Annotated in this window: 22 protein-coding genes and 2 pseudogenes; 19 read left to right on the top strand and 5 right to left on the bottom strand. The window is 68.3% G+C overall.

Annotation, left to right across the window (positions count from 1 at the left end):
• Positions 1-116 precede the first annotated feature (116 nt).
• The 10 genes from GA0070608_RS28650 (at position 117) to GA0070608_RS28605 (ending at position 8,452) form a co-directional block, all read left to right on the top strand.
• Positions 117-893 (top strand): hypothetical protein, encoded by a 777-nt coding sequence (locus tag GA0070608_RS28650; protein ID WP_091632301.1) that lies wholly within the window; start codon positions 117-119, stop codon positions 891-893.
• 5 nt (positions 894-898) lie between these two features.
• A complete protein-coding gene (locus GA0070608_RS28645; RefSeq protein WP_245715991.1) occupies positions 899-1,948 on the top strand; it encodes a pyruvate kinase in 1,050 nt (349 codons plus the stop codon).
• Positions 1,938-2,213 carry a phosphopantetheine-binding protein gene (locus GA0070608_RS28640; RefSeq protein ID WP_091632298.1) on the top strand — a complete coding sequence of 92 codons (276 nt, stop codon included), beginning with the start codon at positions 1,938-1,940 and terminating at the stop codon, positions 2,211-2,213. Before GA0070608_RS28645 ends, GA0070608_RS28640 begins: the two co-directional genes overlap by 11 nt.
• Positions 2,210-3,367 carry a nucleotidyltransferase domain-containing protein gene (locus GA0070608_RS28635; protein ID WP_091632293.1) on the top strand — a complete coding sequence of 386 codons (1,158 nt, stop codon included), beginning with the start codon at positions 2,210-2,212 and terminating at the stop codon, positions 3,365-3,367. Before GA0070608_RS28640 ends, GA0070608_RS28635 begins: the two co-directional genes overlap by 4 nt.
• Positions 3,368-3,381: 14 nt before the next feature.
• Positions 3,382-4,368: a nucleoside-diphosphate kinase gene (locus GA0070608_RS28630; protein ID WP_218107608.1), complete on the top strand. Its 987-nt coding sequence runs from the start codon at positions 3,382-3,384 to the stop codon at positions 4,366-4,368.
• 127 nt (positions 4,369-4,495) lie between these two features.
• Entirely contained in the window at positions 4,496-5,002 is a 507-nt protein-coding gene (locus GA0070608_RS28625; protein WP_091632285.1) for a flavin reductase family protein, read from the top strand.
• Positions 5,003-5,200: 198 nt separating this feature from the next.
• Complete coding sequence (locus GA0070608_RS28620) at positions 5,201-6,118, top strand: hypothetical protein (RefSeq protein WP_141719586.1); 918 nt, start codon at positions 5,201-5,203, stop codon at positions 6,116-6,118.
• Positions 6,119-6,135: 17 nt separating this feature from the next.
• Complete coding sequence (locus GA0070608_RS28615; RefSeq protein ID WP_091632279.1) at positions 6,136-6,393, top strand: acyl carrier protein; 258 nt, start codon at positions 6,136-6,138, stop codon at positions 6,391-6,393.
• The gene (locus GA0070608_RS28610) at positions 6,390-7,535 is read left to right on the top strand and encodes an acyl-CoA dehydrogenase family protein (protein ID WP_091632276.1); all 1,146 of its coding nucleotides are present in this window, start codon (positions 6,390-6,392) and stop codon (positions 7,533-7,535) included. Before GA0070608_RS28615 ends, GA0070608_RS28610 begins: the two co-directional genes overlap by 4 nt.
• 2 nt (positions 7,536-7,537) lie before the next feature.
• Complete coding sequence (locus tag GA0070608_RS28605; RefSeq protein ID WP_245715990.1) at positions 7,538-8,452, top strand: aminoacyl--tRNA ligase-related protein; 915 nt, start codon at positions 7,538-7,540, stop codon at positions 8,450-8,452.
• 987 nt (positions 8,453-9,439) lie between these two features.
• Here the strand turns inward: GA0070608_RS28605 and GA0070608_RS34410 are convergent.
• Positions 9,440-9,583: pseudogene (locus tag GA0070608_RS34410) on the bottom strand (IS701 family transposase); the annotation flags it as partial.
• A gap of 30 nt (positions 9,584-9,613) precedes the next feature.
• On the opposite strand from GA0070608_RS34410, the gene GA0070608_RS28595 reads away from it, so the two are divergent.
• The 5 genes from GA0070608_RS28595 to GA0070608_RS28580 all read left to right on the top strand — a co-directional run bounded on the left by GA0070608_RS28595 (position 9,614) and on the right by GA0070608_RS28580 (position 13,208).
• Positions 9,614-9,835, top strand: a complete 222-nt coding sequence (locus tag GA0070608_RS28595; RefSeq protein ID WP_218107607.1) for a nitroreductase/quinone reductase family protein — start codon at positions 9,614-9,616, stop codon at positions 9,833-9,835.
• A 142-nt stretch (positions 9,836-9,977) separates the two neighbouring features.
• Positions 9,978-10,229, top strand: a complete 252-nt coding sequence (locus GA0070608_RS32355) for a hypothetical protein (RefSeq protein WP_141719584.1) — start codon at positions 9,978-9,980, stop codon at positions 10,227-10,229.
• Positions 10,230-10,460: 231 nt separating this feature from the next.
• A complete protein-coding gene (locus GA0070608_RS28590) occupies positions 10,461-11,729 on the top strand; it encodes an IS701 family transposase (protein WP_425413259.1) in 1,269 nt (422 codons plus the stop codon).
• Between the two features lie 143 nt (positions 11,730-11,872).
• Positions 11,873-12,082, top strand: a complete 210-nt coding sequence (locus GA0070608_RS28585) for a hypothetical protein (protein WP_141719583.1) — start codon at positions 11,873-11,875, stop codon at positions 12,080-12,082.
• A 577-nt stretch (positions 12,083-12,659) separates the two neighbouring features.
• Positions 12,660-13,208: a DUF1062 domain-containing protein gene (locus GA0070608_RS28580; RefSeq protein ID WP_245715989.1), complete on the top strand. Its 549-nt coding sequence runs from the start codon at positions 12,660-12,662 to the stop codon at positions 13,206-13,208.
• 197 nt (positions 13,209-13,405) lie between these two features.
• On the opposite strand, the gene GA0070608_RS28575 is transcribed toward GA0070608_RS28580, so the two are convergent.
• A complete protein-coding gene (locus tag GA0070608_RS28575) occupies positions 13,406-13,678 on the bottom strand; it encodes a tyrosine-type recombinase/integrase (protein WP_245715988.1) in 273 nt (90 codons plus the stop codon).
• Positions 13,679-13,720: 42 nt separating this feature from the next.
• Here GA0070608_RS28575 and GA0070608_RS28570 point away from each other — a divergent pair, with 42 nt between their 5' ends.
• From GA0070608_RS28570 to GA0070608_RS28555, 4 genes and pseudogenes are all read left to right on the top strand, one after another.
• Positions 13,721-14,650, top strand: a complete 930-nt coding sequence (locus GA0070608_RS28570) for an IS110 family RNA-guided transposase (RefSeq protein ID WP_245715987.1) — start codon at positions 13,721-13,723, stop codon at positions 14,648-14,650.
• Between the two features lie 333 nt (positions 14,651-14,983).
• Positions 14,984-16,993, top strand: coding sequence for a hypothetical protein (locus GA0070608_RS28565; protein ID WP_091632254.1), 2,010 nt, complete (start codon positions 14,984-14,986; stop codon positions 16,991-16,993).
• A 31-nt stretch (positions 16,994-17,024) separates the two neighbouring features.
• Positions 17,025-17,420: a hypothetical protein gene (locus GA0070608_RS28560; RefSeq protein ID WP_091632251.1), complete on the top strand. Its 396-nt coding sequence runs from the start codon at positions 17,025-17,027 to the stop codon at positions 17,418-17,420.
• Between the two features lie 381 nt (positions 17,421-17,801).
• Positions 17,802-18,045: pseudogene (locus GA0070608_RS28555) on the top strand (IS110 family transposase); the annotation flags it as partial.
• Positions 18,046-18,072: 27 nt separating this feature from the next.
• Here the strand turns inward: GA0070608_RS28555 and GA0070608_RS28550 are convergent.
• The 3 genes from GA0070608_RS28550 to GA0070608_RS28540 are packed head-to-tail and all read right to left on the bottom strand — an operon-like array spanning position 18,073 to position 21,223.
• Complete coding sequence (locus GA0070608_RS28550) at positions 18,073-19,089, bottom strand: branched-chain amino acid ABC transporter permease (RefSeq protein ID WP_091632248.1); 1,017 nt, start codon at positions 19,087-19,089, stop codon at positions 18,073-18,075.
• Positions 19,086-19,967, bottom strand: a complete 882-nt coding sequence (locus GA0070608_RS28545; protein ID WP_091632245.1) for a branched-chain amino acid ABC transporter permease — start codon at positions 19,965-19,967, stop codon at positions 19,086-19,088. The genes GA0070608_RS28550 and GA0070608_RS28545 overlap by 4 nt, the downstream gene beginning before the upstream one ends.
• Positions 19,964-21,223, bottom strand: a complete 1,260-nt coding sequence (locus GA0070608_RS28540) for an ABC transporter substrate-binding protein (protein WP_091632240.1) — start codon at positions 21,221-21,223, stop codon at positions 19,964-19,966. The genes GA0070608_RS28545 and GA0070608_RS28540 overlap by 4 nt, the downstream gene beginning before the upstream one ends.
• Positions 21,224-21,249 lie beyond the last annotated feature (26 nt).

Genomic DNA, 21,249 nt, shown 5'->3' with positions numbered 1-21,249 from the left:
GCGGAAACTTTGACGATCGTCTCGTCTCGCCGGCGAGACAGGACGTGTGCAGAATGGCGAAAGGTGCGCCACAGCGGTGCGAGATCTCCCGATGACCGGAGAGAGCGAGCCTTGGAATGATTACCGAACCCCCACCTGCCCCCGAATCGATGCGTATGAGGCGGTCGGCGCTGGACCGGATGGCGGTCTCCGGCACGGCAGTGAAATTGCCAGCATTTACCGACATCACGGTGCGGATCTCTGATCACGGCGGTGATGTCACCGCTCCCGCCCTGGTCAGCGCCGTGGTGGATCGGCTGCTGCGTCCGGCGGAGCGGCCAGCCGCCGGTGCCGCCGTGGTCGACGGTCTGCCAATGGCGGACGTCGCCGACGGCCGCCGACTGCACCGCGTTCTGTTTTCCGCAGTGTGGGAACAATTCGTCACCCGATGCGACGAGCTAAGTTCTTCCGCTACGCCGATTGTCAAGGAATCAGTGACCCGCGATGGTGTCATTCCGCCGGAGCAGTACGGCAGCCGCTGGAGCTTCAAGGCACTGCATACGGACCGCGATGCGATGCTCTTCTCGCACTTGTACGGTCCGGTCCGCGGGTTCGTCGGCGGCGAGTTTCTGCTGGTCGACGCGCGGGCCCTCATGCAGGCGCGAGAGCTGTCCTTCGACGATGCGTTCGAGTGGTCCGTCGAGCCCACACCCGGCAGCAAGCCGGTGCTGCGCGCGGAGTACGGCGACGCGGCGACACGTGAGTTCGGCATCAACCTGGGAGCTCCCGCACCGGGCCAGGTGTTCTTCGTCAACAACACCTACGGCGCCGGCATCCTGCACGGTGTCACCCCGGTGATCGCCGACGACCCGGGCCGCATGGTGCGCGAGTACCACCGATGCAGCGCGCGGTGATGGCCGTGAGCACAGCGACGGCCGCCGTACGGCGTACCCGGATAGTCGCAACCATCGGCGCGGCCAGCGCCGACCCCGCGTGCCTCGCCGCGCTGATCAGGGCGGGCGTGGACGTGGTGCGGCTCAGCATGGTCAACGGCAGCCGCGAACGGCACCTCGCCACGGTCCGTACCGTGCGGGCGGAAGCCGACCGGCAGGGCCGGACGGTCAGCGTCCTCGCGGACCTGCAGGGCCGCAAGAACCGGATCGGCCGCCTGCGTGACGGGGCGGCGCGGTGGGAGCCGGGCGAGAAGGTGGTCCTGGCCGCAGCACCGGGCGATCTCGATTCGCACCGCACCTGGCTCATCCACGGCTGGCGAGCGGTGCCGCAGGCGGGCTCGCACGTGCTGATCGACGACGGTGCCGTGGTGCTGCGGGTGGAGGAGGCCGACGACAGCACCATGACCTGCACGGTCACGCAGGGTGGCCCGGTGACCGACGGGCGCGGGGTGACCCTGCCGGGCCGGCAGCCGATTCCGGTGGGGCTGACCCCGCGGGACCGCGACGATGCCGCCTTCGCCCGTCACCTGGGGGCGGACATGATCGCGCTGTCCTTCACCGCCCATCCGTCCGACCGGGAGGCGCTGCACCGGATCGCGCCGGAAGCGGCGTTGATCGCCAAGATCGAACATCCGGATGCGGTACGCGCGCTCCCGCCGCTCATCGATGCCTTCGACGGGCTGATGGTGGCCCGGGGGGACCTGGCCCTGGAGATCCCGTTCGAGGACGTGCCGGTGGTGCAGAAGCAGGTCACCGCGAGCTGCGCGGCCCGCGGACGTAGCTCGATGGTGGCCACTCAACTGCTGCACTCCATGCGGACCGCGGCCAGTCCCACCCGCGCCGAGGTCGCCGACATCTTCAACGCCGTACTCGACGGTGCCGACTACCTGGTGCTGGCGGGCGAGACCGGATTCGGCCGCCGCCCGGTCGACGTGGTGGACGTCTGCCGACGGGTGATCGAACGCGCCGAACGCCACCGGACCGAACAGATGGAGAGGGAGACCCATGCCCGATAGCTGGCCGTCCGCCTTCGAGAAGATCATGCGTGCCCACCTGCCTCGGCTGGACCCGGCCGCCCCGCTGACCGCGACCCTGCGACCAGCCGATCAGGGCGTCGACTCGCTCGCCCTGGTGAGTCTGCTGCTCGAACTCGAGGAGGAGTTCGACGTCCCGGTGCCCGACGACGCACTGCTCGATCTCCACTCCGTCGATGTCGGTCAGCTCGCCGCCCTGATGGGCTGCGCCGGCAACGCACCCGGCGAAGCGGAGGTCGGCCGATGACCGGTCCTGAGCTCGAGTTGCCGGCGGAGGCGCGCCTCCTGGTCGCGCTGGCGCGGCTACGGCCCGACACCGACGTGCGTGGTCGGGTCCATGACCTGTTGACCCGACACGAGGAGTTCGACTGGGGACGGTTCGTCGATCTGGCGAGCCGGCACATGGTGCTGCCGCTGATCTCCCGGAACGTCCTGCGCAACCGGCTCTCGCACGACGACGACGGACGCCAGCAGATGCCCTACGCGTGGCTCTACGCCGACGTCTACCAGGGCACCCGGCGTCGGAACCTGGCCCTGAGCGACGAGTTCGGCCGGGTGCTCGGGCAGCTCAACGCCGCCGGGCTGCGGTATGTCATCCGCAAGGGCCCGGCCCTCACGGACGGCCTCTATCGGGATCCCGGCACCCGGCGGATGTCCGACCTCGACGTCCTCATCCGGCGTACGGATCTGCCCGTCCTTGCCGAGGTGGCCACCACGGCCGGCTACGACGTCGGGAAAGTGACGCCCACGGGCACCCGGATCGCGCCCTTCGACCGGCGCACCACGCTCTATTGGCAGGTCAACCTGGGCAACGTGGCACTGCCCTATCTCAAGCTGGGACACCGGCCCGAGGTGGAGACCTTCATCCTCTCCCCGTGCTTCAGCCTCTTCCAGCCCAACGCCGGCCTGCCGCTGAGCCCCGACCCGTTCCTGGAGCGTGCGACGCCCACCGTGATCTATGGCCAGCCCGCCCGGGTGCTGGACCCCGCCGACCAACTCATCGACGCCTGCGTGCAGTTGCACGCCGAAGCGACCCTGCTCTACTACATCGAGAGCGACAAGGACCTCACCTTGCGCAAGTTCGTCGACCTCGTCGAACTGCTGCACGTCAGCACGGCGCAGGACCTGTCCCGGTTCCGTACTCGAGCACACGAGCTGGGCTGCGGGCCGAGCGTGCACTACGCCCTGCACTACACGCGGCAACTCTATCCGGAGGCCGTGCCGCCGGGGCTCGCCGAGGAGTTCCAGCCGGCCGACACGGCCTATCTCGACGAGTACGGCGGCTTCGACGGCACGCCGAAGCGGTGGGACGTCGGCTTCACCGAGCGCATGTTCGACCGCGGCCGGCGCCACGCCGTCGAGGTGCGCAGCAACGTTCCCGGCACGAGATCGAGCGTGTAGCAGTGTCATCGATGGTGGATGTGATCGATGCCCTGCCGCTCGACGACGGGGCCGTGACCCGGTTACGGGCGCGGCACGGCGAGCACTGCACGCCCCTCGCGTTTCTGCTGGTCCGGCCCGACGCGGTGCGACAGGGGTTGAGCTGGGCGATCCTGGACGAGCTTCGCCGGGAGGGCCTGACGCCGCTGGAGATCGGTGTGGTCCGGCCACACCCTCGGCAGCTCGAGGAGCTGTACCTGTCGACCCAGATCCGGATGGCCAAGGCGGGACAGCGGCCCATGTGGTGGTACATGCCCCGCTACTACGAACTGGCGCCTGCGGTCGCGGTGCTGCTGACCGGTGGGCCGAACGAGACGGGAGCGGCCGAGCGGCTGACCGTGCTGAAGGGTCCGGCCAACCCGGCGCAGACGCGTCCGGGGCAGCTCCGCTACCGCTACCGGTCACAGAACATGCTGATGTCGATCGTCCACTCGTCGGAAGACGCCGACAGCGCGATCCGGGAGGCGTGCCTGTTCTTCGGCGAGCAACGGGTCGACGAGGCGATCAGCCGACGTTGCCCGGCCGTGCTCGACGCCGCCGAAATCCCGGCCGTGCCGGCGATGCTGCCGACCTTTCACCAGATCGTGGCCGCCACCCAGATCGCCCTGCTTGACCGGCTCCAGCCGCGCATCGAGTGCCGCCGGGAGGCAGTCATGGTGCGCACCGCCCTCCAGCAGGCGCACGGCGGTGACCTGACGGACCCGGTCTACCGACGCCGGACCCGGGCGTTGCGGGCACCGTGGCGGTACGCCAGCCCGCTGCGCGAGGAGCTGAGCAGCCGCCGCGACCCCGAGTTCGTCTATCTCACCTGGTCGATGCAGATGTCGCAGACGGCGGCCACCTTCGGCGACGGTGTCGTCGGCCACCTGCGGAACCTGCGCGTGGACCTCGACGACTGGGCGGAGACGGTTCTGGTCAGCGGCTGGGGCTTCCACTCCCTCATAGAAAGGACAGGGCCATGACCGAGCCGAGCGCCTCCCGCGTCACCGGCATCAGACGCGACATCGGCACCGCGCCGGGTGGGCTGCCGAAGCTCACCCCGGCCAGTTGATCGGCTGAGCCGTGACAACTGACTGCTCGCCACACCACATGTCATCCGGACGGCCGGACGCTGCCGCCTTCCGGGAGGTGATGGCGCTGTTCCCGACCGGCGTCGTCGCCGTCACCGCCCAAGGCGACGACGGCCCGACCGGCTTGACGATCGGGTCGTTCTTCTCGGTGTCGATCCACCCGTGCCTCATCGGGTTCTGCGTCAACCGTTCGTCGCGCACCTGGCAACGGATGAGGAAATCCGTCCGACTGTGTGTGAACGTCCTCGCCGAGGACCAGCACCGGGTCAGCAGGATTCTGGCCCACCAGGTGGATCCCGAAGGCTTCGCCCTGGTCAGTTGGCCGGCGAACGGTGCGGGCATACCGGCCGTTGCCGGCGCGCTGGCCTGGATCGCGTGCGACGTCGTCGACCTGCACGATGCCGGCACGCACTCGGTGGTCATCGCAGCGGTCGGTGACCTGGCCATCGTCCGATCCGGCGGCCCGCTCGTCCACTGCCAACGCCGCTACCACTCGATCACCCCCATTGTCGCGCCCACGTCGTAGTTCGTGCCTAGGCCATCACGCCAGCGAAGGAGAAGACATGCTGAACCTCCGTGCCGATGCCGCGCGTTCGGCGGCCGACGAGCCCCCGGACACGGTCCCATCGATGGCGACCGTCCGTCACCGACGTCCGCGACCGGTCGGCCCGGCAACCCCCACCACGACTGGCCTGGCCGCCACAGCCCGGCCGACGACGACGGCATGACAACGCCCACCGGACCGAGCATCGTCATTCGAGGCCAGGCACCCTTCGGTACCTGCTTCATGCAGGCGGTCGCGGCGGTGGCCACCGAGCACGGAGTGCCCGACGCAGCGGCTCGACTCGGGCCCAGCTGGGGTTTTCGGCGGGTGGCGGGACATCGGCTGGGCGGCGGGGAACGGTGGCTCGCGGGCACGGCCCGGCTCACCGGTCTGCGGCTGCAACGATTCGCGCAGACCGACTGGGCCGAGCTGGCCCAGGCCGAGCGGGCGGCCCTGGCCGACTCGGCGCAGCTGATCGTGGCGGTCGACTCGTTCGACATCGAGTCCCCGTACCGGGATCACGAGCACCTGACGCACGCGTTGGTGCTGCACCGGTACGCCGGGGACGAGGTCGTCGTGGCCGACATGACGAACCGCCCTGAGCCGCACTCGCTCCCGCTGCACGTGTACCAGAAGACCCGGCTCAGCCCGGTCGCCGGCGGATTCGGCATCGTCTGTCGCGGCGTCGTCGGTGTACCCCCGCCGTCCGACATCGTGGCGGACAGGTTACGAGCAGAACTGCCCGCACACCGGGGTGAGCTCGCTGTCCTGGAACAGTTCATCACCGACGTCCGCGAGGGACGCACCGGCCCCGACGTCGACATCGCGGACGTGGCCGCCGAACGGCTGGCACTCAGCCAGGTCGTCGCCCCGCCGAACGGACCAGACGATCGGTGGACGCCGGTAGCCGAGGCGTTCGCCGATCTGTCCCACCGTTGGTACATCGTGCACGCGATGGCCTGGGCGGCCACCCGCGGCACCGGCACCCTTCGGCCGGCCCGACTCGTCCGCATGCTCACCGACCTGGCGACCCGCGAAGCCGACCTGAACACCCGGCTGAGCGCGATCATGCAGGTCGGCTCCCCCTGTCCACGTTGACCGATGAGGAGACGCCAGTGGAAGACCGTGTATCCGCACTCGTGTTGCGGTTCGCCCAGCTCGATGCCGCGGCGGATGCCCTCGACCCGAACACCGACCTGTGGGACGCAGGCATGTCGTCGATGCACAGCGTCAGCGTGATGATGGCCGTCGAGGAGGAGTTCGGCGTCGAGTTCCCCGAAGGGCTACTGACCCGCGCGACGTTCACCTCGGTCGCGTCCATCGCACACGCGGTGCGGAAGCTGCGCGACTCGGATCCGGCGGTGGCCCGATGACGGCCACGGTGACGGAAACGCCGAGCGACGTGGTGGCCGCCGCCCGACACGTCGCTGCCACCCTGGCAGAGCATGCCGACTCAGTCGACAGCGAAGCGGCCTTCCCTGCGGCGTCGGTCGCGGCACTGCACCGGGCCGGTCTGCTCGCGCCAGTCCTCGATCGCTCCCTGTCGGACCTCGTCGCGATCGCCGCCGAGCTGGGCAAGGCGTGTGGCTCCACCTCGATGATCTGGGCGATGCATCAGGTCCAGCTGGCCTGCGTCGCCCGCCACCACGGTGGATCCGCGCCGTTACGCACCGCGCTCAAGGACATCGTCGTCGACGGGACACTGATCGCCTCCGTCACCTCAGAGGCCGGTATCGGCGGCAGCCTGCGTACCAGCGGCGCGGCTCTGGAACGCCACGGAGATCGGGTCCGCCTGACAAAGCGGGCACCTACCGTCTCGTACGGCGCTTACGCCTGCGCCTATCTGGTCACCGCCCGGCGGGACGCGCAGGCCGCGGCCGGCGACCAGATCGCTGTGCTCGCCCCGGCGGACGCCTGTGCGCTCACGCCGGCCGGACCCCCGTGGAATCCCATGGGCATGCGGGGCACCTGTAGTCCGGGGTTCGAGTTCCACACCGAGGTGCCGGCCGGATACGTCCTGACCGACCCCTTCGAGCGGATCGCCAGCGCGACCATGGTGCCGCTGTCACACCTGCTGTGGGCAGCATGCTGGTTCGGCATCGCCGCTGCCGCGTTCCGCCGTGCGCAACAGGCCGTCCGGGGACGCATGCGCGGCAACCCCGACCTGGTCGATCCGCGGCTGGCGGAGGCCGCCGGGCGGATGGACCAGATGGAGGCCGCGCTAGCAGCCACCGCCCGCCGCTTCGAGCCGATCTGGGCGGACCCGGGTGCCGTCGACGAGCACGGTGGCCCCACCCTCACCTTGGCCGTGAACAACCTCAAGGTCACCGTCTCCACCCTCGCCGTCGACGTCGCGGTTGCGGCCCTCGAAATCTGCGGGATGCCCGGCTATGCCGAGGCCGGCCCCCTATCGGTCGCTCGGCCGCTGCGCGACCTGTACTCCGCTCGCCTCATGATCGGCAACGAGCGCCTGATGAACGCCAACGCCCGACTCAGCCTATGGAAACGAGCCTAGCCGTGACCGACACCTCCACCGCGGCCCAGCCGCACCTGTCCACCGCCGATGCCGCCCTCATCCCGACCGAGACACCGGGCATCGCCGTCGCCAACCGATCCTTCGACGCGATCGTGGCTGCCCTGCGATCGGCGCTGCTGACGCTAACCGCACCCCAGCAGCCGGTGTCAGTGGCCGTACCACCGGTCATCGCCCGGGCCCTGCTGGAGCGGGTCGGCTACGTCGACGGGTTCCCGAACCTCCTGGGAACGGTACACAGCTTCGCGGGAAGTCCCGCGCGCTGGCACGAGTTGCAGCTCGCCCGGGACGAACAGAATGCGCCGTGGCACACCGCTCAGCAGATCACCGACGTAGCGGTGCTGCCGGCGACGTGCTATCACCTCTATCCGCTCTTCGAGGGGAAGGACCTGACCGAGCCGGTCGTCGTCACCGCGGAGGCGTACTGCTACCGCAACGAGGGCACCCATGAGCACGGCCGGCTCCGGAGCTTCCGGATGCGGGAGTTCGTCCGGATCGGCGTGGCCGACGAGGTCACGGAATGGCGGGACGCCTGGGTGGCCCGCGCCGAGCGGTGGCTCGGCGACCTCGGCCTGGACGTGTCAGTCGTGCCGGCCTCGGATCCGTTCTTTGGTGGCGCCGGCCGGCTGATGGGTGCCACCCAGCGCGAACAACAGCTCAAGTGGGAACTGACGGCACCGGTCGGTGACGGTGCGGTCCAAGCCGTGGCCAGCGCCAACTACCACAAGGACCACTTCGGGACGCCGTTCTCGATTCGAATCGGCGGCGAGACCGCACACACCGCCTGCGCCGCGTTCGGCCTGGAACGCATCACCCTCGCCCTGCTCGCCGCGCATGGCCCCGATCCTGCAAGCTGGCCGGCCCGCGTCCGCGCCACCCTGGCGGTAGGTCCGCGGTGACCGGCCCGCCTCGCCGCGCTGGTGGCTCCTTCGACGGCTCGCCAGATCGTCGGCAATTCGACGGTTACCGCAGGAAGGTGAGGCGCGATGACGTACCCGGCTCCGATCCCACACGCCCAGGGCGTCCAACACCTGTGCTGGGCGCCGCTGACGGGTTGGCGGTGGATCCGGGCCAACCCCGGCCACGAGGAGCTGCCCGGCGGTCGGGTGGTCCGAGTGGTCACCGGCCTTCGGGCGTACCGCTGGGACCGTGGCCGCGTCTCACTCTTCCGCCCCCGTGACTACGCGGGGCTCATCCGGCGGGCCTGTCGTGAACGCTGCATGCCGGTGGTGCCGGCCTCGCTGTTGCTCGCAGCCGCCGAGGAAGCGGTACGCCGCGCCGACCGTATCCCCGGTGGGGCATTGGACTCGCTGCATCTGACCGTGGAGCTGCGCGAGGAGGCACCCGGCCCGGGACAGCGGCGGTACTGCTGCCGACTGAGGCCGGTGATCGAGCCGTACGCCGACCAGTTGTTGCCGATCACACTCCAGATCGACCACGCTGTGGCGGGCTTGGAAACCACCCACCATCCGTTCTTCGTTTTCGGTGACTCACGCAACGCGCGGGTATTCAGCCCGGTGCTGAGCGACGGTCCCACCATTGCGCGGGACACCGTCGAGCAGCTCAGTCGGATGCTCGGCTTTCCCCTGCGTGAGGCGAATCTCGGCCTCCATGCCTGGCGTGAGCTGATCGAGAAGGGTGTGGTGCGCGAGGCCTTCGCCTGCAGCGCTGCCCCCTTGGTCGCACCCGTGGCGGTGGTGGAGTCCCCAGTCGGCAAGATGCGAGTAGGCGATGGCCAGCCCGGCTACGTGACCATCAACATCCGGCGGGCGATGGCCCGGCTGGTACACGGGGCAATGCGCGACGCGCTGGGATGGAGTCATCTCGTGCAGCCGCCGCTCTCCACTCGGCGAGGACGTCAGACAGGACGACTTAGTACTCCAACGTCACTTGGCCTGTCTGCGCTGGTAGTGGGATCGGCGGGCGCGGGCTTGGGATGTTCGTCGCCAGAGCGACCAGTGCAGGGTGTGCTCTGGCGGGAGTGACGTGGCGAGGACGAAGGCGTTGAGGAGTCGGCGGATCTCGGCGACGGCCGCTACATCCTCGTCGCCTCGGGTGCCGTGGCCAGCCCTCAACATCCCAACTGGTACCTCAACGTGGTTCGCAACCCAGAGGTGCGGGTCCAAATTCGCGCGGAGAAGTTCGCCGCTCAGGCCCGGACCGCTCTGGGCGAGGAGCGGACCCGGCTGTGGCGGCTGATGACCTCACTCGTGCCGATCTACCACATGTACGAGGCCAGATGCCGCCGAGTGATCCCGGTCGTCGTCCTGGAACGGATGTGATCCGTTCCGCCTCGACGGGACCGCGGGTGGGGCCGAGCCCGCTCCACCCGCGGGCGGCCATTCGCTGACCTGAAGACCCCTGTCGGCGATCTGGTCAAACATTCACTCGGACGCGGGATACTGCCCTGTCACTCAGCACGCAATGAGCGCCGAACTGGCACGCCTGGCGGATCGCGAAGTCAGTCAGGTCGGGGCCGGCGTAGTCCAGGGTGTATACGAAGAGCTCACCGACGCCGAGCGCCACGGTCGCTTCACGAACACCGACAGCCCTGGCCCCCGCCCGGATACCGCCATGGCCCGGACACGCGCCTCACCGCCCGTACTCAGCCTCGGCAAGCTCGCCGGGCCAGCAAAACGCTTGATCGAACGCACTCTCCTTGGCACGAGCGCGTAACGGCCTCTGCGCTGGTCGCACAGAACGTGACGGCTGCGCGGAGGCCCGCGCACGAGCAGCGGCATGAGCGTGCAGCCGACCTAGTACTCCAACGTCACTTGGCTTTGGCGTTGGGCGTGGCGTGGGCATGAAGACGGCCACCGCGTTGATCATCGATGGCTTGTGAGGACAACCGACGATTGTGCGGTGGCCGCGTGCCACAGCGTAGACCCCGCGGGGTGACGGGTCGTCCTGGACGAGGCGGTGACGCGTGTCGCTGACAGGTTCGTGCGGGCCGAGCCGCGCCGGACGGCCGGGCAGTTTGTGGAAGGGCTGCTGTCGGGCGTGGAGCGGAAGACCTGCTGGTCGCTTGCGGAACGGGCAGGTCACGACGATCCGCAGGCGATGCAGCGGCTGCTGCGTACGGCGGTGTGGGACGCCGACGCCGTCCGCGATGACGTGCGTTCCTGGCTGATCGAGCAGGTCGGGCACCCCGACGCGGTGCTGGCCACCGATGAGACCGGCTTCCTGAAGAAGGGCGTGTGCTCGGTCGGGGTGCAGCGGCAGTACACCGGCACCGCCGGTCGTGTCGAGAACAGCCAGGTCGGGGTGTTCCTGGCCTACGTCACCCCGCACGGGCGGGCGCTGATCGACCGCCGCCTCTACCTCCCCGAGGCAACCTGGTGCGCCCAGCCCGGGCGTCTCACCGCCGCCGGCGTCCCTGAGCAGATCGGGTTCGCCACGAAGCCGGCCCTGGCCCGGCAGATGATCGCCGCCGCGATCGAGGCTGGTGTCCCGTTCGGGTGGGTGACCGGCGACGAGGTCTACGGCGCCGACCCCGGCCTGCGCGGCGACCTGGAACAGCGCGGAATCGGCTACGTCCTGGCCGTCGGCTGCGACCGACGCGTGGCCGTCAACGACGGCCGCACCCTCGTACGCGTCGACGACCTCGCCGAGCGGATCCCCACCCGCGAATGGCAGCCCCACAGCTGCGGGCCGGGCGCGAAAGGTCCCCGCGACTACCTGTGGGCCTGGATCACCACCGCCACCAACCCCGGTGAGCACCGATGGCTGCTCATCCGCCGCAACCGCACCACCGGTGAACTGGCCTTCTACCTCTGCTGGTCACCCCGCCCGGTCCCGCTGCACACCCTCGTGCGAGTCGCCGGTTCCCGCTGGAGCATCGAAGAGCTGTTCCAAACCGGCAAAGGACAGGTCGGCCTCGACCACTACCAGGTCCGCGGCTGGACCGGCTGGCACCGGTTCATCACCCTGGCCATGCTCGCCCTCGCCGTCCTGACCATCCTCGCGGCCCAGCAGCCCGACGCTGATCCGGAGATCATCGCGCTGACCGTCGCCGAGATCCGCCGACTCCTCAACGCCTTCATCCTCGCCACAGCACTACCACCAGCGCACACCCTGCACTGGTCGATCTGGCGGCGAACATCCCAAGCCCGAGCCCGACGATCCCACTACCAACGTAGACAGGCGAATCGACGTTGGAGTATTAGCGCGGTGTAGGGCAGAACACCGGCGTGGAAGGAAACAGGGACCAGCGGTCGCTCATGCCGGTACGTGCCCCCGATACGGTATCTGGCTTCGATCGTTGAGTTGAATGGATTATGTCGACACAAGCTAGGCCGACGGTGGGTGAGGAGGAGAGCATGCTGGCTACCAGGACGAAGCGGGTCCGCGGGCTCCTTCTCATCGTGGAAACCGGTCTCGTGGCCGCAGGATCGGTGCTGCTCATCCTGAACGCTGGCGGAAACGTGTTCGCCTACATCCTCGCCGCGACTCTTCTGCTGTTGAGCGCGTACTTCTTGGTCGGCGCCCTTGTGCGCTGGAGGCAAGCCACTGACCCGCGAGGCCAGTAAGTAGTTGTGGGCTTGACCGGCTTGTCGCCGAGATCCGTCGAATCCTCAGCGCCTTCGTCCTCGCCACACCGCTCCCGCCAACGCACACCCTGCACTGGTCGATCTGGCGACGAACATCCCATGCCCGAGCCCGACGATCCCACTACCAGCGCAAACAAGCCAAGTGACGTTGGAGTACTAGCTTCAAGCTGTCCGCGGAAACGCTCCTCGACGACCTCGGCCACGGCTTCGCTGTCGCCGCTTTCCGCCACCGTGAGCAAGGCACGCTCCTGGTCTAACGAGATCCCGACGTGCCCCCGGCAGGCGGATCACTCTTCGAGCCGGAAAACCGTTTGAGCCCTCCTTCCGCGTTCCCGTAGGTTGCCGATGCCCCGTCGCAGCGAGGACAGAGGACAAACCGCGTGACCCCGCCCGCTCTTTAGACCTGACGCCTTCTTCCGCGCATCTACAGGCCGACCCTCCCGTCGGTTCTGCCGGGCTGCCCGCGTGCGCCCGTTCATGCAGCGTTTGAGGCCGCGCGCAATCGGCCTCGTGTCAGGTCTTCAGAGAGATCATCATGTCTTCACAACCTCATACTGTGCTGCCCTGGATCGTTCGCCGGACCAGGCTGCCTCTGCTGTCGTTGCGGTGCGTGGACTGCCGGTCGGAGTCGGCCACCACCGGCGAGGGCAGGTTCCGCGTCAACGCCAACGGCAAGCTGCTGGACGTGTGGCTGCTGGTCCGTTGCGTGTCCTGCAATCGGACGAGCAAACTCACCGTGCACGAGCGAGCGCCGGTCAATTCCTTCGATCCGGCGTTACTCGACGGCTACCACGCCAACGGTCCGGAGCTCGTGGCGGCCACGCTGCTGGATCCGCTGCTCGCCCGTCGCAACCGGTACACCCTGGACTGGCAGGGGGCCTGGCATCTGGACACCCCGCCGGCACAGCTCGACGAGGCGTGGCCACTGCAGGTGGAGGTTGCCTTCGAGGATCCGGTGCCGGTCCGCCCGGAGCGGCTCATCGCGCAAGGGCTCCGCCTCAGCAGAAACGAGGTGCTGCGCCGAATCAAGTGTGACATTTCCCTGCGCCGTCCGACGAGCGCCGGATTCACTTTTGTCGTGATGATGAGGGACTCGATGAACTGATCTGCACTCCCAGCGGCGCGAGTCACAGCCGCTACCACGCCACATACACGTACAGCGGGAATCAGAAGTGGGGACATAGGCCGGCTCGCCTATGTCCCCACTTTTGACAACATCCGTTCGTTGCCGTCTACCCCATTCTGGCTTGATCAAATGCACTCAACTCGGCAGAGCCGTGAGCGCTGGCTATGTCCCGGAGGTCATGTACGCGGCGAGGATGTAGTTGGGTGGCGGTCGAGGTTCTTGCGTGCTCGGTCGTAGCGCATGGTTCTCGGGTCGGCGTAGCGGGCGGCGATCTGCACGTCGCGGAGGCTGACGCCGGCGTCGAGCATCGTCGTCACGAACGTGTGCCGCAGCATGTGGGGGTGCATCCTCGGCATCCAGATCCCCGCCGCGTGGGCGAGGTGCTTGAGCCGGCGGGTGGCGGCGTGCCGGTCCATCCGCCACGCAGGAGCGGCCGCTGGTGCGCTCATATCGCCCAGCGCCTGCTGCACGACGGCGAGACGGTGCTCGACGTGCCTGCGAAGCTGTCCGCGCAGGTGCGGGTGTTCGCCACCGGCAACGGCCGCAAGACCGACCCGGTGGATGCCCACTCGGTAGCCATGGTCGCACTGCGCACCCCGAACCTCGTGCAGGTCCAGCTCGACCCGGACCTGCAGGTGATGGGAATGTTGGTCGACCGTCGCGACGAGCTGGGCCGCGCGAGGACGCAGACCATCAACCGGCTGCACCGGCTGCTGCTGGAGCTTTTCCCAGGCGGGGCAAAGCAACTCCTGTCTGCACGGCAGGCACGTGCGCTGATCGCGACCATCAGACCCCGCGACATCGTGGGCAAGACCCGGCGCCGCCTCGCCGTCGAACTCATCGGTGAACTCGAGGGCATCGACAAGAAGATCAAAACCGCGGAGAAGGACCTCAAGGAGCTGGTGATCGCCCGCGGCTCCACGCTGATGGGCCTGCACGGCATCGGCCCCTCAGGTGCGGCTCGGCTGTTGGCAGACGTCGGCGACATCCGCCGCTTCGCCGACCGCGACCGGTTCGCGTCCTGGAACGGCACCGCCCCGCTGGACGCCTCCTCCGGCGACCAGAAGCGTCACCGGCTCTCCCGCGCCGGCAACCGGCGCATCAATCGGACGCTGCACATCATGGCCGTGGTCCAGCTGCGCAACCGCACCGAAGGCCGCGCCTACTTCGAGGCAAAGAAGGCCGCCGGGAAGACCTCGATGGAAGCCATGCGGGCGCTGAAACGGCGGCTGTCCAACGTCGTCTACGCCCGCATGGTCGCCGACCAGAAACGCCGGCAGACGGCGGATCCGGGAGGGCACTCGGGGACGACTCTGCAATCCAGCGTGACCGACCTGACCCCGGACATCGGCCCTTCGGACAAGCCACTTCCCGGACCCGCCACCAGCCAGCCTAAACCCGCCCTCCGAGCGGTGTCTTGACATAAAGGGGTGCCATGAGCGAGCACCTGATCGAGCGCGCGTTCACACGGTCCCTCGGTGCGAGCCTGGCGTGCCTGAGAAGTTGTTCGACCACCCAGGCCTGCCGGTGCCCGGGAAGGCAACCACAGTGTGAGCCGGGATGTACTCAACGGCGCCACCGGCCAACTGGCGGAAACTGCTGACCGCCGGCCCGGCACCCCACCGCCGTACGCGCTCCGGTCGACTGACCGCCGGCCACCGGCGCCCGTCTGTGACCGTGCGGACAGCCGGAAACGCGTTTCTCCGATTGGCGTTCGCTGCGTAGGATCTCCGGCGATCAAGGGGGATGAAACGGTGGGCGATTTCCAGCAGTTCGTGACGGATGTGAGTGCGCGTCTGTCCACGATGTCCAGGGGTGAGTTGTACGCCGTCGGCGACGGTCTCGACCGGGACTCACTTTGGCTCACCTTTCTCGATTCCTTCCCCGCCGGCACCAATCTGCGATTCCGTGAGCGATCCGAGTACGACTGCTCGACCTGCCGCGGTTTCATCAAGCACTTCGGCAACGTCGTCGAGATCCACGATGGGCGGGTCCGTACCGTCTGGTCCGGGGTGTCGGCATCCGACCCGGTCTTCTCCGTCGTCGCGGCCGCTCTGGACGAGTTCGTTCTTTCGCTGCCGTTGTCCACCATCTTCCGGTCCACTCAGGCGCAGTACGGGACGAAGACGACCCGAACGCTGCGCGACGGCCAGGTCGAGGTGTGGCACCACCTGCACGGCCGGGTGGAGAAGCGGCATCGCATCGAGGACGTCGGCGCGGCCCAGGGCAACTTTGACGCTGCGGTGCAGGTCTTCCAGCGTGGCCTGGCCGAGCTGACCCGGCACGCTCTGGACACCATCGTCGACCTCGTCGACGACAACGCCCTCTACCGCGGCGCGGAGCATCGCCGGGCGATGACCGAGTTCCGCTCGCTGCAGAACCGGTGGACCCAGGCGACCGACCGACGTGCCTTCGTCTTCGCCAACGCCATGAACCCGGCGGCCCGGTTCCGCAACACGGTGATCGGCACCCTCGTCCAGGATCTCTCCGCGGGCGTCGACCTGGAGCAGGCGGTCCGGTCGTTCGAGGCGAAGGTGGCGCCGCAGAATTACCAGCGCCCCACGGCGTTGATCACCCCGGGCATGGTCAAGGCCGCCATGAGGACCATTGCCGAGCTGGGCATCGAGGAGTCGTTGCAGCGACGGTTCGCCCGGCTGTCCGACGTGTCGGTCACCAACGTGCTGTGGGTCGACAACGACACCCAGGCACGGATGAAGGACGGCATCGAAGGGCTGCTCATGCAGGCGGCCACCATCCGGTCGTCAGGTGGGCTCCTTCGCGACGCCAAGCCGGAGGAGATTCCCGTGGTCTCCTTCATGAAGGACATCCTGCCCGGCGCCGCCACCATCGACCTGTGGGTCGCCAACACCTATGAGCCGCACCTGGTCAGCCTCACCACCGGCCGGCGCCCGGCTGCTCCGCGGTTGTTCAAGTGGGACAACGATTTCGGCTGGTCGTACGGCGGCAACGTCACCGACTCGATCAGGGAGAAGGTCAAGCGGGCCGGCGGCAACGTCACCGGCAAGCTGCGGGTGAGCCTGTCCTGGTTCAACCACGACGACCTAGACCTGCACGTGTACGAACCCAACGGCGACCACATTTGGTACCAGGAGAAGCGCAACAAGCTGGACGTCGACATGAACGCGGGCGGGACGCTCTCCCGCGAGCCGGTGGAGAACGTCACCTGGACCGACCGTGTCCCCGACGGTGAGTACCGGATCGAGGTGAACCAGTACCGCAAGCGGGACAGCACCGAGGTCGGCTTCGTGATCGAGACCGAGAGCAACGGGAAGATCGAGCATTACAGCCACGAGCGGGCGGTCGGCCACAAGGAGACCGTCGAGGTGGGCCGGATGACGGTTGCCGGCGGGGTGATCACCGCTTTCCGGCCGGGTAGGGACGTGCAGCCGGGCAGTGCGGGCAAGGAGTTGTGGGGCATCACCACCGAACAGTTCGTACCGGTGTCCACCATCATGTACTCGCCGAACTACTTCGACGACAACGAGGTCGGCAACCGGCACTACTTCTTCATCCTGAAGGGGTGCGTGAACGACCAGCCGACGCGGGGGATCTACAACGAGTTCCTCCGCAGCGACCTGCAACCGCACCGCAAGGTGTTCGAGGTTCTCGGCGACCGCACCAAGTGCGAGCCGTCTCCGGATCAGCTGTCCGGCCTCGGCTTCAGCTCCACGGTCCGCAGCTCTGTGGTCGCCAAGGTGACCATGACCGGCGGCCGGCGCCGCCTCATCAGCATCCAGTTCTGATTCCCTACCCTGATATTCCAGAGAGGCTACCGTGACCATTTTCGAGAAGGCCACACGGGAGAAGTTCCGCTATCCGTCGGCCAAGGGACTGCTGACCACGGAACAGCTGTGGGAGCTTCCGCTGACCGCCAGGTCCGGCTTCAGCCTCGATGATGTGGCCAAGGCGGTCAACGCCGAGCTCAAGGCCGTCGACACCGAGTCGTTCGTGGCCACCGAGGCCAATCCGGCCAAGGCAACCTTGGAGACCAAGTTGGAGGTCGTCAAGCACGTCATCGCCGTTCGCCTCGCGGAGGACCAGTCGGCGAAGGCGGCGGCGGCCAAGAAGCTGGAGAAGGAGAAGCTGCTGGCGGTCCTGGGCCGCAAGCAGGACGCGGTCCTGGAAAACCTGACCGAGGTAGAGCTGCTGGCCCGAATCAACAACCTGTAGCCCGCCGACAATCAGCGTCTGCCAGCGGGCCCGCACATCGCCGAGAAGTACGGTCGCCATGCAAGACCTGTGCGGCCAGGCCGGCGCTCACGGCCACTTCTCGGCGAACTCACATCGGTACAACAGCGACCGCGACGCCCTCTCATCAGCACGACCGCGCACCGGACGCAGCCCGCTCACATGACACGTACCGTGACGCCCGGTCGGCGGCAGATCCGGATGCCGGTTCGGACGCTGTCGGTGACTCCTATCGGGTCAGGAGCAGTCGAATCGGTGGTCGTGGGGACGCTCTGGACATGATGTGCAGCCGCATCCGATCACGGCGGGATGAGCTTCGACATCCAACTCGAACCGCGCGGAGTGTGGAGCACCGAGCTGCATGTGGAGCGCGAACACCCACCACGAGGCGGCAACAAACACCTCAAACGCGCGCCCTTCCTCGCCGCGTTTGCAGCCTTCGCCGATCCCGTGAGCAGGGCCTACTACGACCACAAACGCGCCGAAGGTAAACGCCACAACGCCGCCCTCATCTGCCTCGACCCGACGCCGCTGCGACGTTCTGTTCGCCATGCTCCGCGACAAGAACCCCTACCAACCCCGCCCAGCCGCCTCAATCGCCGCTTGACGAACCCCATAGGGCCCCCGTGAGCGACTACCTGCGGCGGGACGCCATCCAGCGGGTGGCCAGTGCGGCGGCGCTGCCCCAGATACCGCGCCGGAACACCAGTACGACGAGGACGAAGATGCCGCCGGTGACCAGGCCGATCGCCTCGAATCCGGAGAACGACAGCCAGTCCTCCAGGCGGACCAGGATGCCCGCGCCGAGTACCCCGCCCCAGAGCGTGCCGATGCCGCCGAGCACCACCACGATGACGGCCTTGCCGGAGGTGGTCCAGTGCAGCACGTCGAGGGAGACGAAGCGGTGGCCGACGGCGAACAGCCCGCCGCCGAGCCCGGCGATGAAGCCCGACAGCACGAACGCGGTCAGCTTGTAGCGGTGCACCGGGTAGCCGAGCGCGCGGGCGCGGGCCGGGTTGTCGCGGATGCCGACCAGCACCCGCCCGAAGGGCGAGTGCACGATCCGCCAGGCGGCGGCCAGACCGAGCAGCACGATCGGCAGGATCGCGTAGTAGAAGTAGTAGTCGTCGGTCAGGTCCAGCCCGAACAGTGCGCGGGGCACGCCCTGCAGGCCGTTCTCGCCCCGGGTGACCGAACGCCACTCGTTGGCCACGTAGTAGACCATCTGTGCGAACGCGAGAGTGACCATGGCGAAGTAGATGCCCGTCCGCTTCACCGCCAGGTAGCCGATCGGCACCGCGAGCACGGCTGCGGCGAGTGCCCCGGCCAGCACGGCCGCCGGGAACGGCAGGCCGAGGTGGATGGCCGTCAACCCGGTGACATATGCGGAGGCGCCCCAGAAGGCCGCGTGCCCGAAGGACATCAGCCCGGTGAAGCCGAGCAGCAGGTCCACGGCGACGGCGAACAGCGCCCAGCAGAGGATGTCCACCGCCACCGCCGGGTAGAGCCCGTTGGGCAACCAGAACGCCACCAGCAGCCCGGCGGCGAGCAGCGCGTACCGGAGCCAGCCGGGGGCCCGGGCCACGGCGGCCAGCCCGGACCTCGGCGCCGGGCGACCGGCGTCGGTCGCGGTGTCGACGGTGTTCGTCATGCCGGTGCCTCCTCACGGCCGAACAGCCCCGCCGGGCGCCAAAGCAGCACGACGGCCATCACGATGAAGACGATCGTTTGCGACACGATCGGGAAGTCGGACAGGTACGCCTCGCCCCAGGCCTGCACGAGGCCGATGCCGAAGCCGGCGGCGACGGACCCGAAGATCGAGCCCAGCCCGCCGATCACCACCACCGCGAAGACCACGATGATCAGGTCGGAGCCCATCAGCGGGTTCACGGCCCGCATCGGCGCGGCCAGCACCCCGGCGAGCCCGGCGAGGCCGATGCCGAAGCCGAAGACCGGGGTGACCCAACGTCCGACGTCGATGCCGAACGCCCGGGTCAGCTCGGGCCGCTCGGTCGACGCCCGGACCACCATGCCGATCCGGGTGCGGGTGAGCACCCACCAGACGCCGACGCAGACAGCGATCGCGAAGCCGAGGATGAAGACCCGGTAGGTCGGGAAGTCGAAGAGCCCGAAGTTGACCGATCCGCTGAGCGCGGACGGGGTCTCGTAGGGGCTGGACTGCACGCCGTACCGCAGCTTCACCAGGTCCTGGAGGATGAGCGTCAGGCCGAAGGTGAGCAGGAAGTTGTAGAGCGGGTCGAGCCGGGTCAGCCGGTGGATGAACGCCCGCTCCAGGGCCATGCCGACCAGGGCCAGCCCCACCGGCATGATCACCAACGCCGCCCAGAACGGCACGCCCACCTCGGTGAGCAGCATGTACGCGCCGAAGGCACCGAGCATGTAGAACGCCCCGTGGGCGAAGTTGACCACCCGCAGCATGCCGAAGATGACGGCGAGCCCGAGGGCGAGCAGGGCGTAGAACGCCCCGCTCACCAACCCGTTGAACGTGTTCTGGAGGAAGCCCGTCACAGCTTGCATTCCGAGGACGGGGCGGCGAACGCCTCGGCCGCCGGGATGGTCTTGAGGACCTTGACGTAGTCCCACGGTTCGGTGACCTCGGACTGCGGCTTCACCTGGGCGAGGTACGCGTCGTGCACCACCCGGTGGTCCTCGGCGCGGATCTTGCCGTTGCGCAGGAAGACGTCCTCGATCGTCTTGCCCTCCAGCGCCTCGACGATGGTGTCGGCGTCGTCGGTGCCGGCGGCCTGCACGGCCTCCAGGTACTGCGTCGCGGCGGAGTAGTTGGCCGCGTGCGCGAAGGTCGGCCGGGTGGTGGTCTCCTTCTGGAACCGGTCGGCGAACTCCCGGTTCTTCGCGTCGAAGTTCCAGTACCAGGCGTCGGTGTAGGTGGTGCCGGCGAGCGCGGCTGGGGTGAGCGAGTGGATGTCGGTGAGGAACATCAGGCCGACGGCCAGCCCGACGCCCTTCTCCCGCAGCTTGAACTCGTTGTACTGCTTGACCACGTTGACCAGCTCGGCGCCAGCCTGCATGGTGCCGAGCACGTCCGGCTTCGGGTTCAGTGTCGGCGCCTTCAGCAGGAAGGTGGAGTAGTCGCCGGTGGTGTTCGGGAACGGCGCGGCGTCCTTGTTGACGACCTGACCGCCGGCGGCGGTGATCGCGGCCGAGAAGCTCTTCTCCATGTCCTGGCCGAACTGGTAGTTCGGGTAGAGCACGTACCAGTTCTTCGCGCCCTGCTCGGTGGTGCTCCTGCCGGTGCCGTTGGCCAGCATGTAGGTGTCGTAGGCGTAGTGGAACGTGTACCTGTTGCACTTCACGCCGGTCAGCGTGGTGGTTGCCGCACCGATGTTGAAGTAGAGCTTCTTCTTCTCGTTGGCGACGTCGGCCACCTTCTCCGCCGCCGACGAGGTGGGCACGTCGAGCACGAGGTCGACGCCCTTGCGGTCGTACATCTCGGCGGCCTTGGTGTTGGCGATGTCGGGCTTGTTCTGGTGGTCGGCGGTCTCCACGGTGATGTCCTTCGTCACCGCCCGGTCGCCGTGCCTGGCCTTGAAGTCGGCGATCGCCATCTCCACGGCCTTGACCGAGTTCTTGCCCGACAGCTCGGAGTACGCACCGGACTGGTCGTTCAGCACGCCCAACACGATCTTGCCGCCGGTCAGCTTCTGGTCCCCGCCCGCCTGGGGACCACCTCCGCCGCAGCCCGCGACCAGCACCATCGCCGCCGCCGAAGCGGCGGCCACACCCACCGTCCTACGCATGCCCATCCCTCCACCCCGCGCGCCGCGCGGGT

This window comes from Micromonospora peucetia (assembly GCF_900091625.1).
GTDB lineage: Bacteria > Actinomycetota > Actinomycetes > Mycobacteriales > Micromonosporaceae > Micromonospora > Micromonospora peucetia.
The sequence above is the reverse complement of the archived record's forward strand: the minus strand, read 5'-3'. Positions and strand labels throughout refer to the sequence as shown.

Bases quoted from the DNA above. Each gene is read 5' to 3' on its own strand.
- GA0070608_RS28640 (WP_091632298.1), top strand. From the start codon at position 1,938: ATGCCCGATAGCTGGCCGTCCGCCTTCGAGAAGATCATGCGTGCCCAC.
- GA0070608_RS28540 (WP_091632240.1), bottom strand. From the start codon at position 21,223: ATGGGCATGCGTAGGACGGTGGGTGTGGCCGCCGCTTCGGCGGCGGCG.
- GA0070608_RS28550 (WP_091632248.1), bottom strand. From the start codon at position 19,089: ATGACGAACACCGTCGACACCGCGACCGACGCCGGTCGCCCGGCGCCG.
- GA0070608_RS32355 (WP_141719584.1), top strand. From the start codon at position 9,978: ATGAGCGCCGAACTGGCACGCCTGGCGGATCGCGAAGTCAGTCAGGTC.
- GA0070608_RS28650 (WP_091632301.1), top strand. From the start codon at position 117: ATGATTACCGAACCCCCACCTGCCCCCGAATCGATGCGTATGAGGCGG.
- GA0070608_RS28625 (WP_091632285.1), top strand. From the start codon at position 4,496: ATGTCATCCGGACGGCCGGACGCTGCCGCCTTCCGGGAGGTGATGGCG.
- GA0070608_RS28585 (WP_141719583.1), top strand. From the start codon at position 11,873: ATGCTGGCTACCAGGACGAAGCGGGTCCGCGGGCTCCTTCTCATCGTG.
- GA0070608_RS28610 (WP_091632276.1), top strand. From the start codon at position 6,390: ATGACGGCCACGGTGACGGAAACGCCGAGCGACGTGGTGGCCGCCGCC.
- GA0070608_RS28575 (WP_245715988.1), bottom strand. From the start codon at position 13,678: ATGAGCGCACCAGCGGCCGCTCCTGCGTGGCGGATGGACCGGCACGCC.
- GA0070608_RS28635 (WP_091632293.1), top strand. From the start codon at position 2,210: ATGACCGGTCCTGAGCTCGAGTTGCCGGCGGAGGCGCGCCTCCTGGTC.
- GA0070608_RS28620 (WP_141719586.1), top strand. From the start codon at position 5,201: ATGACAACGCCCACCGGACCGAGCATCGTCATTCGAGGCCAGGCACCC.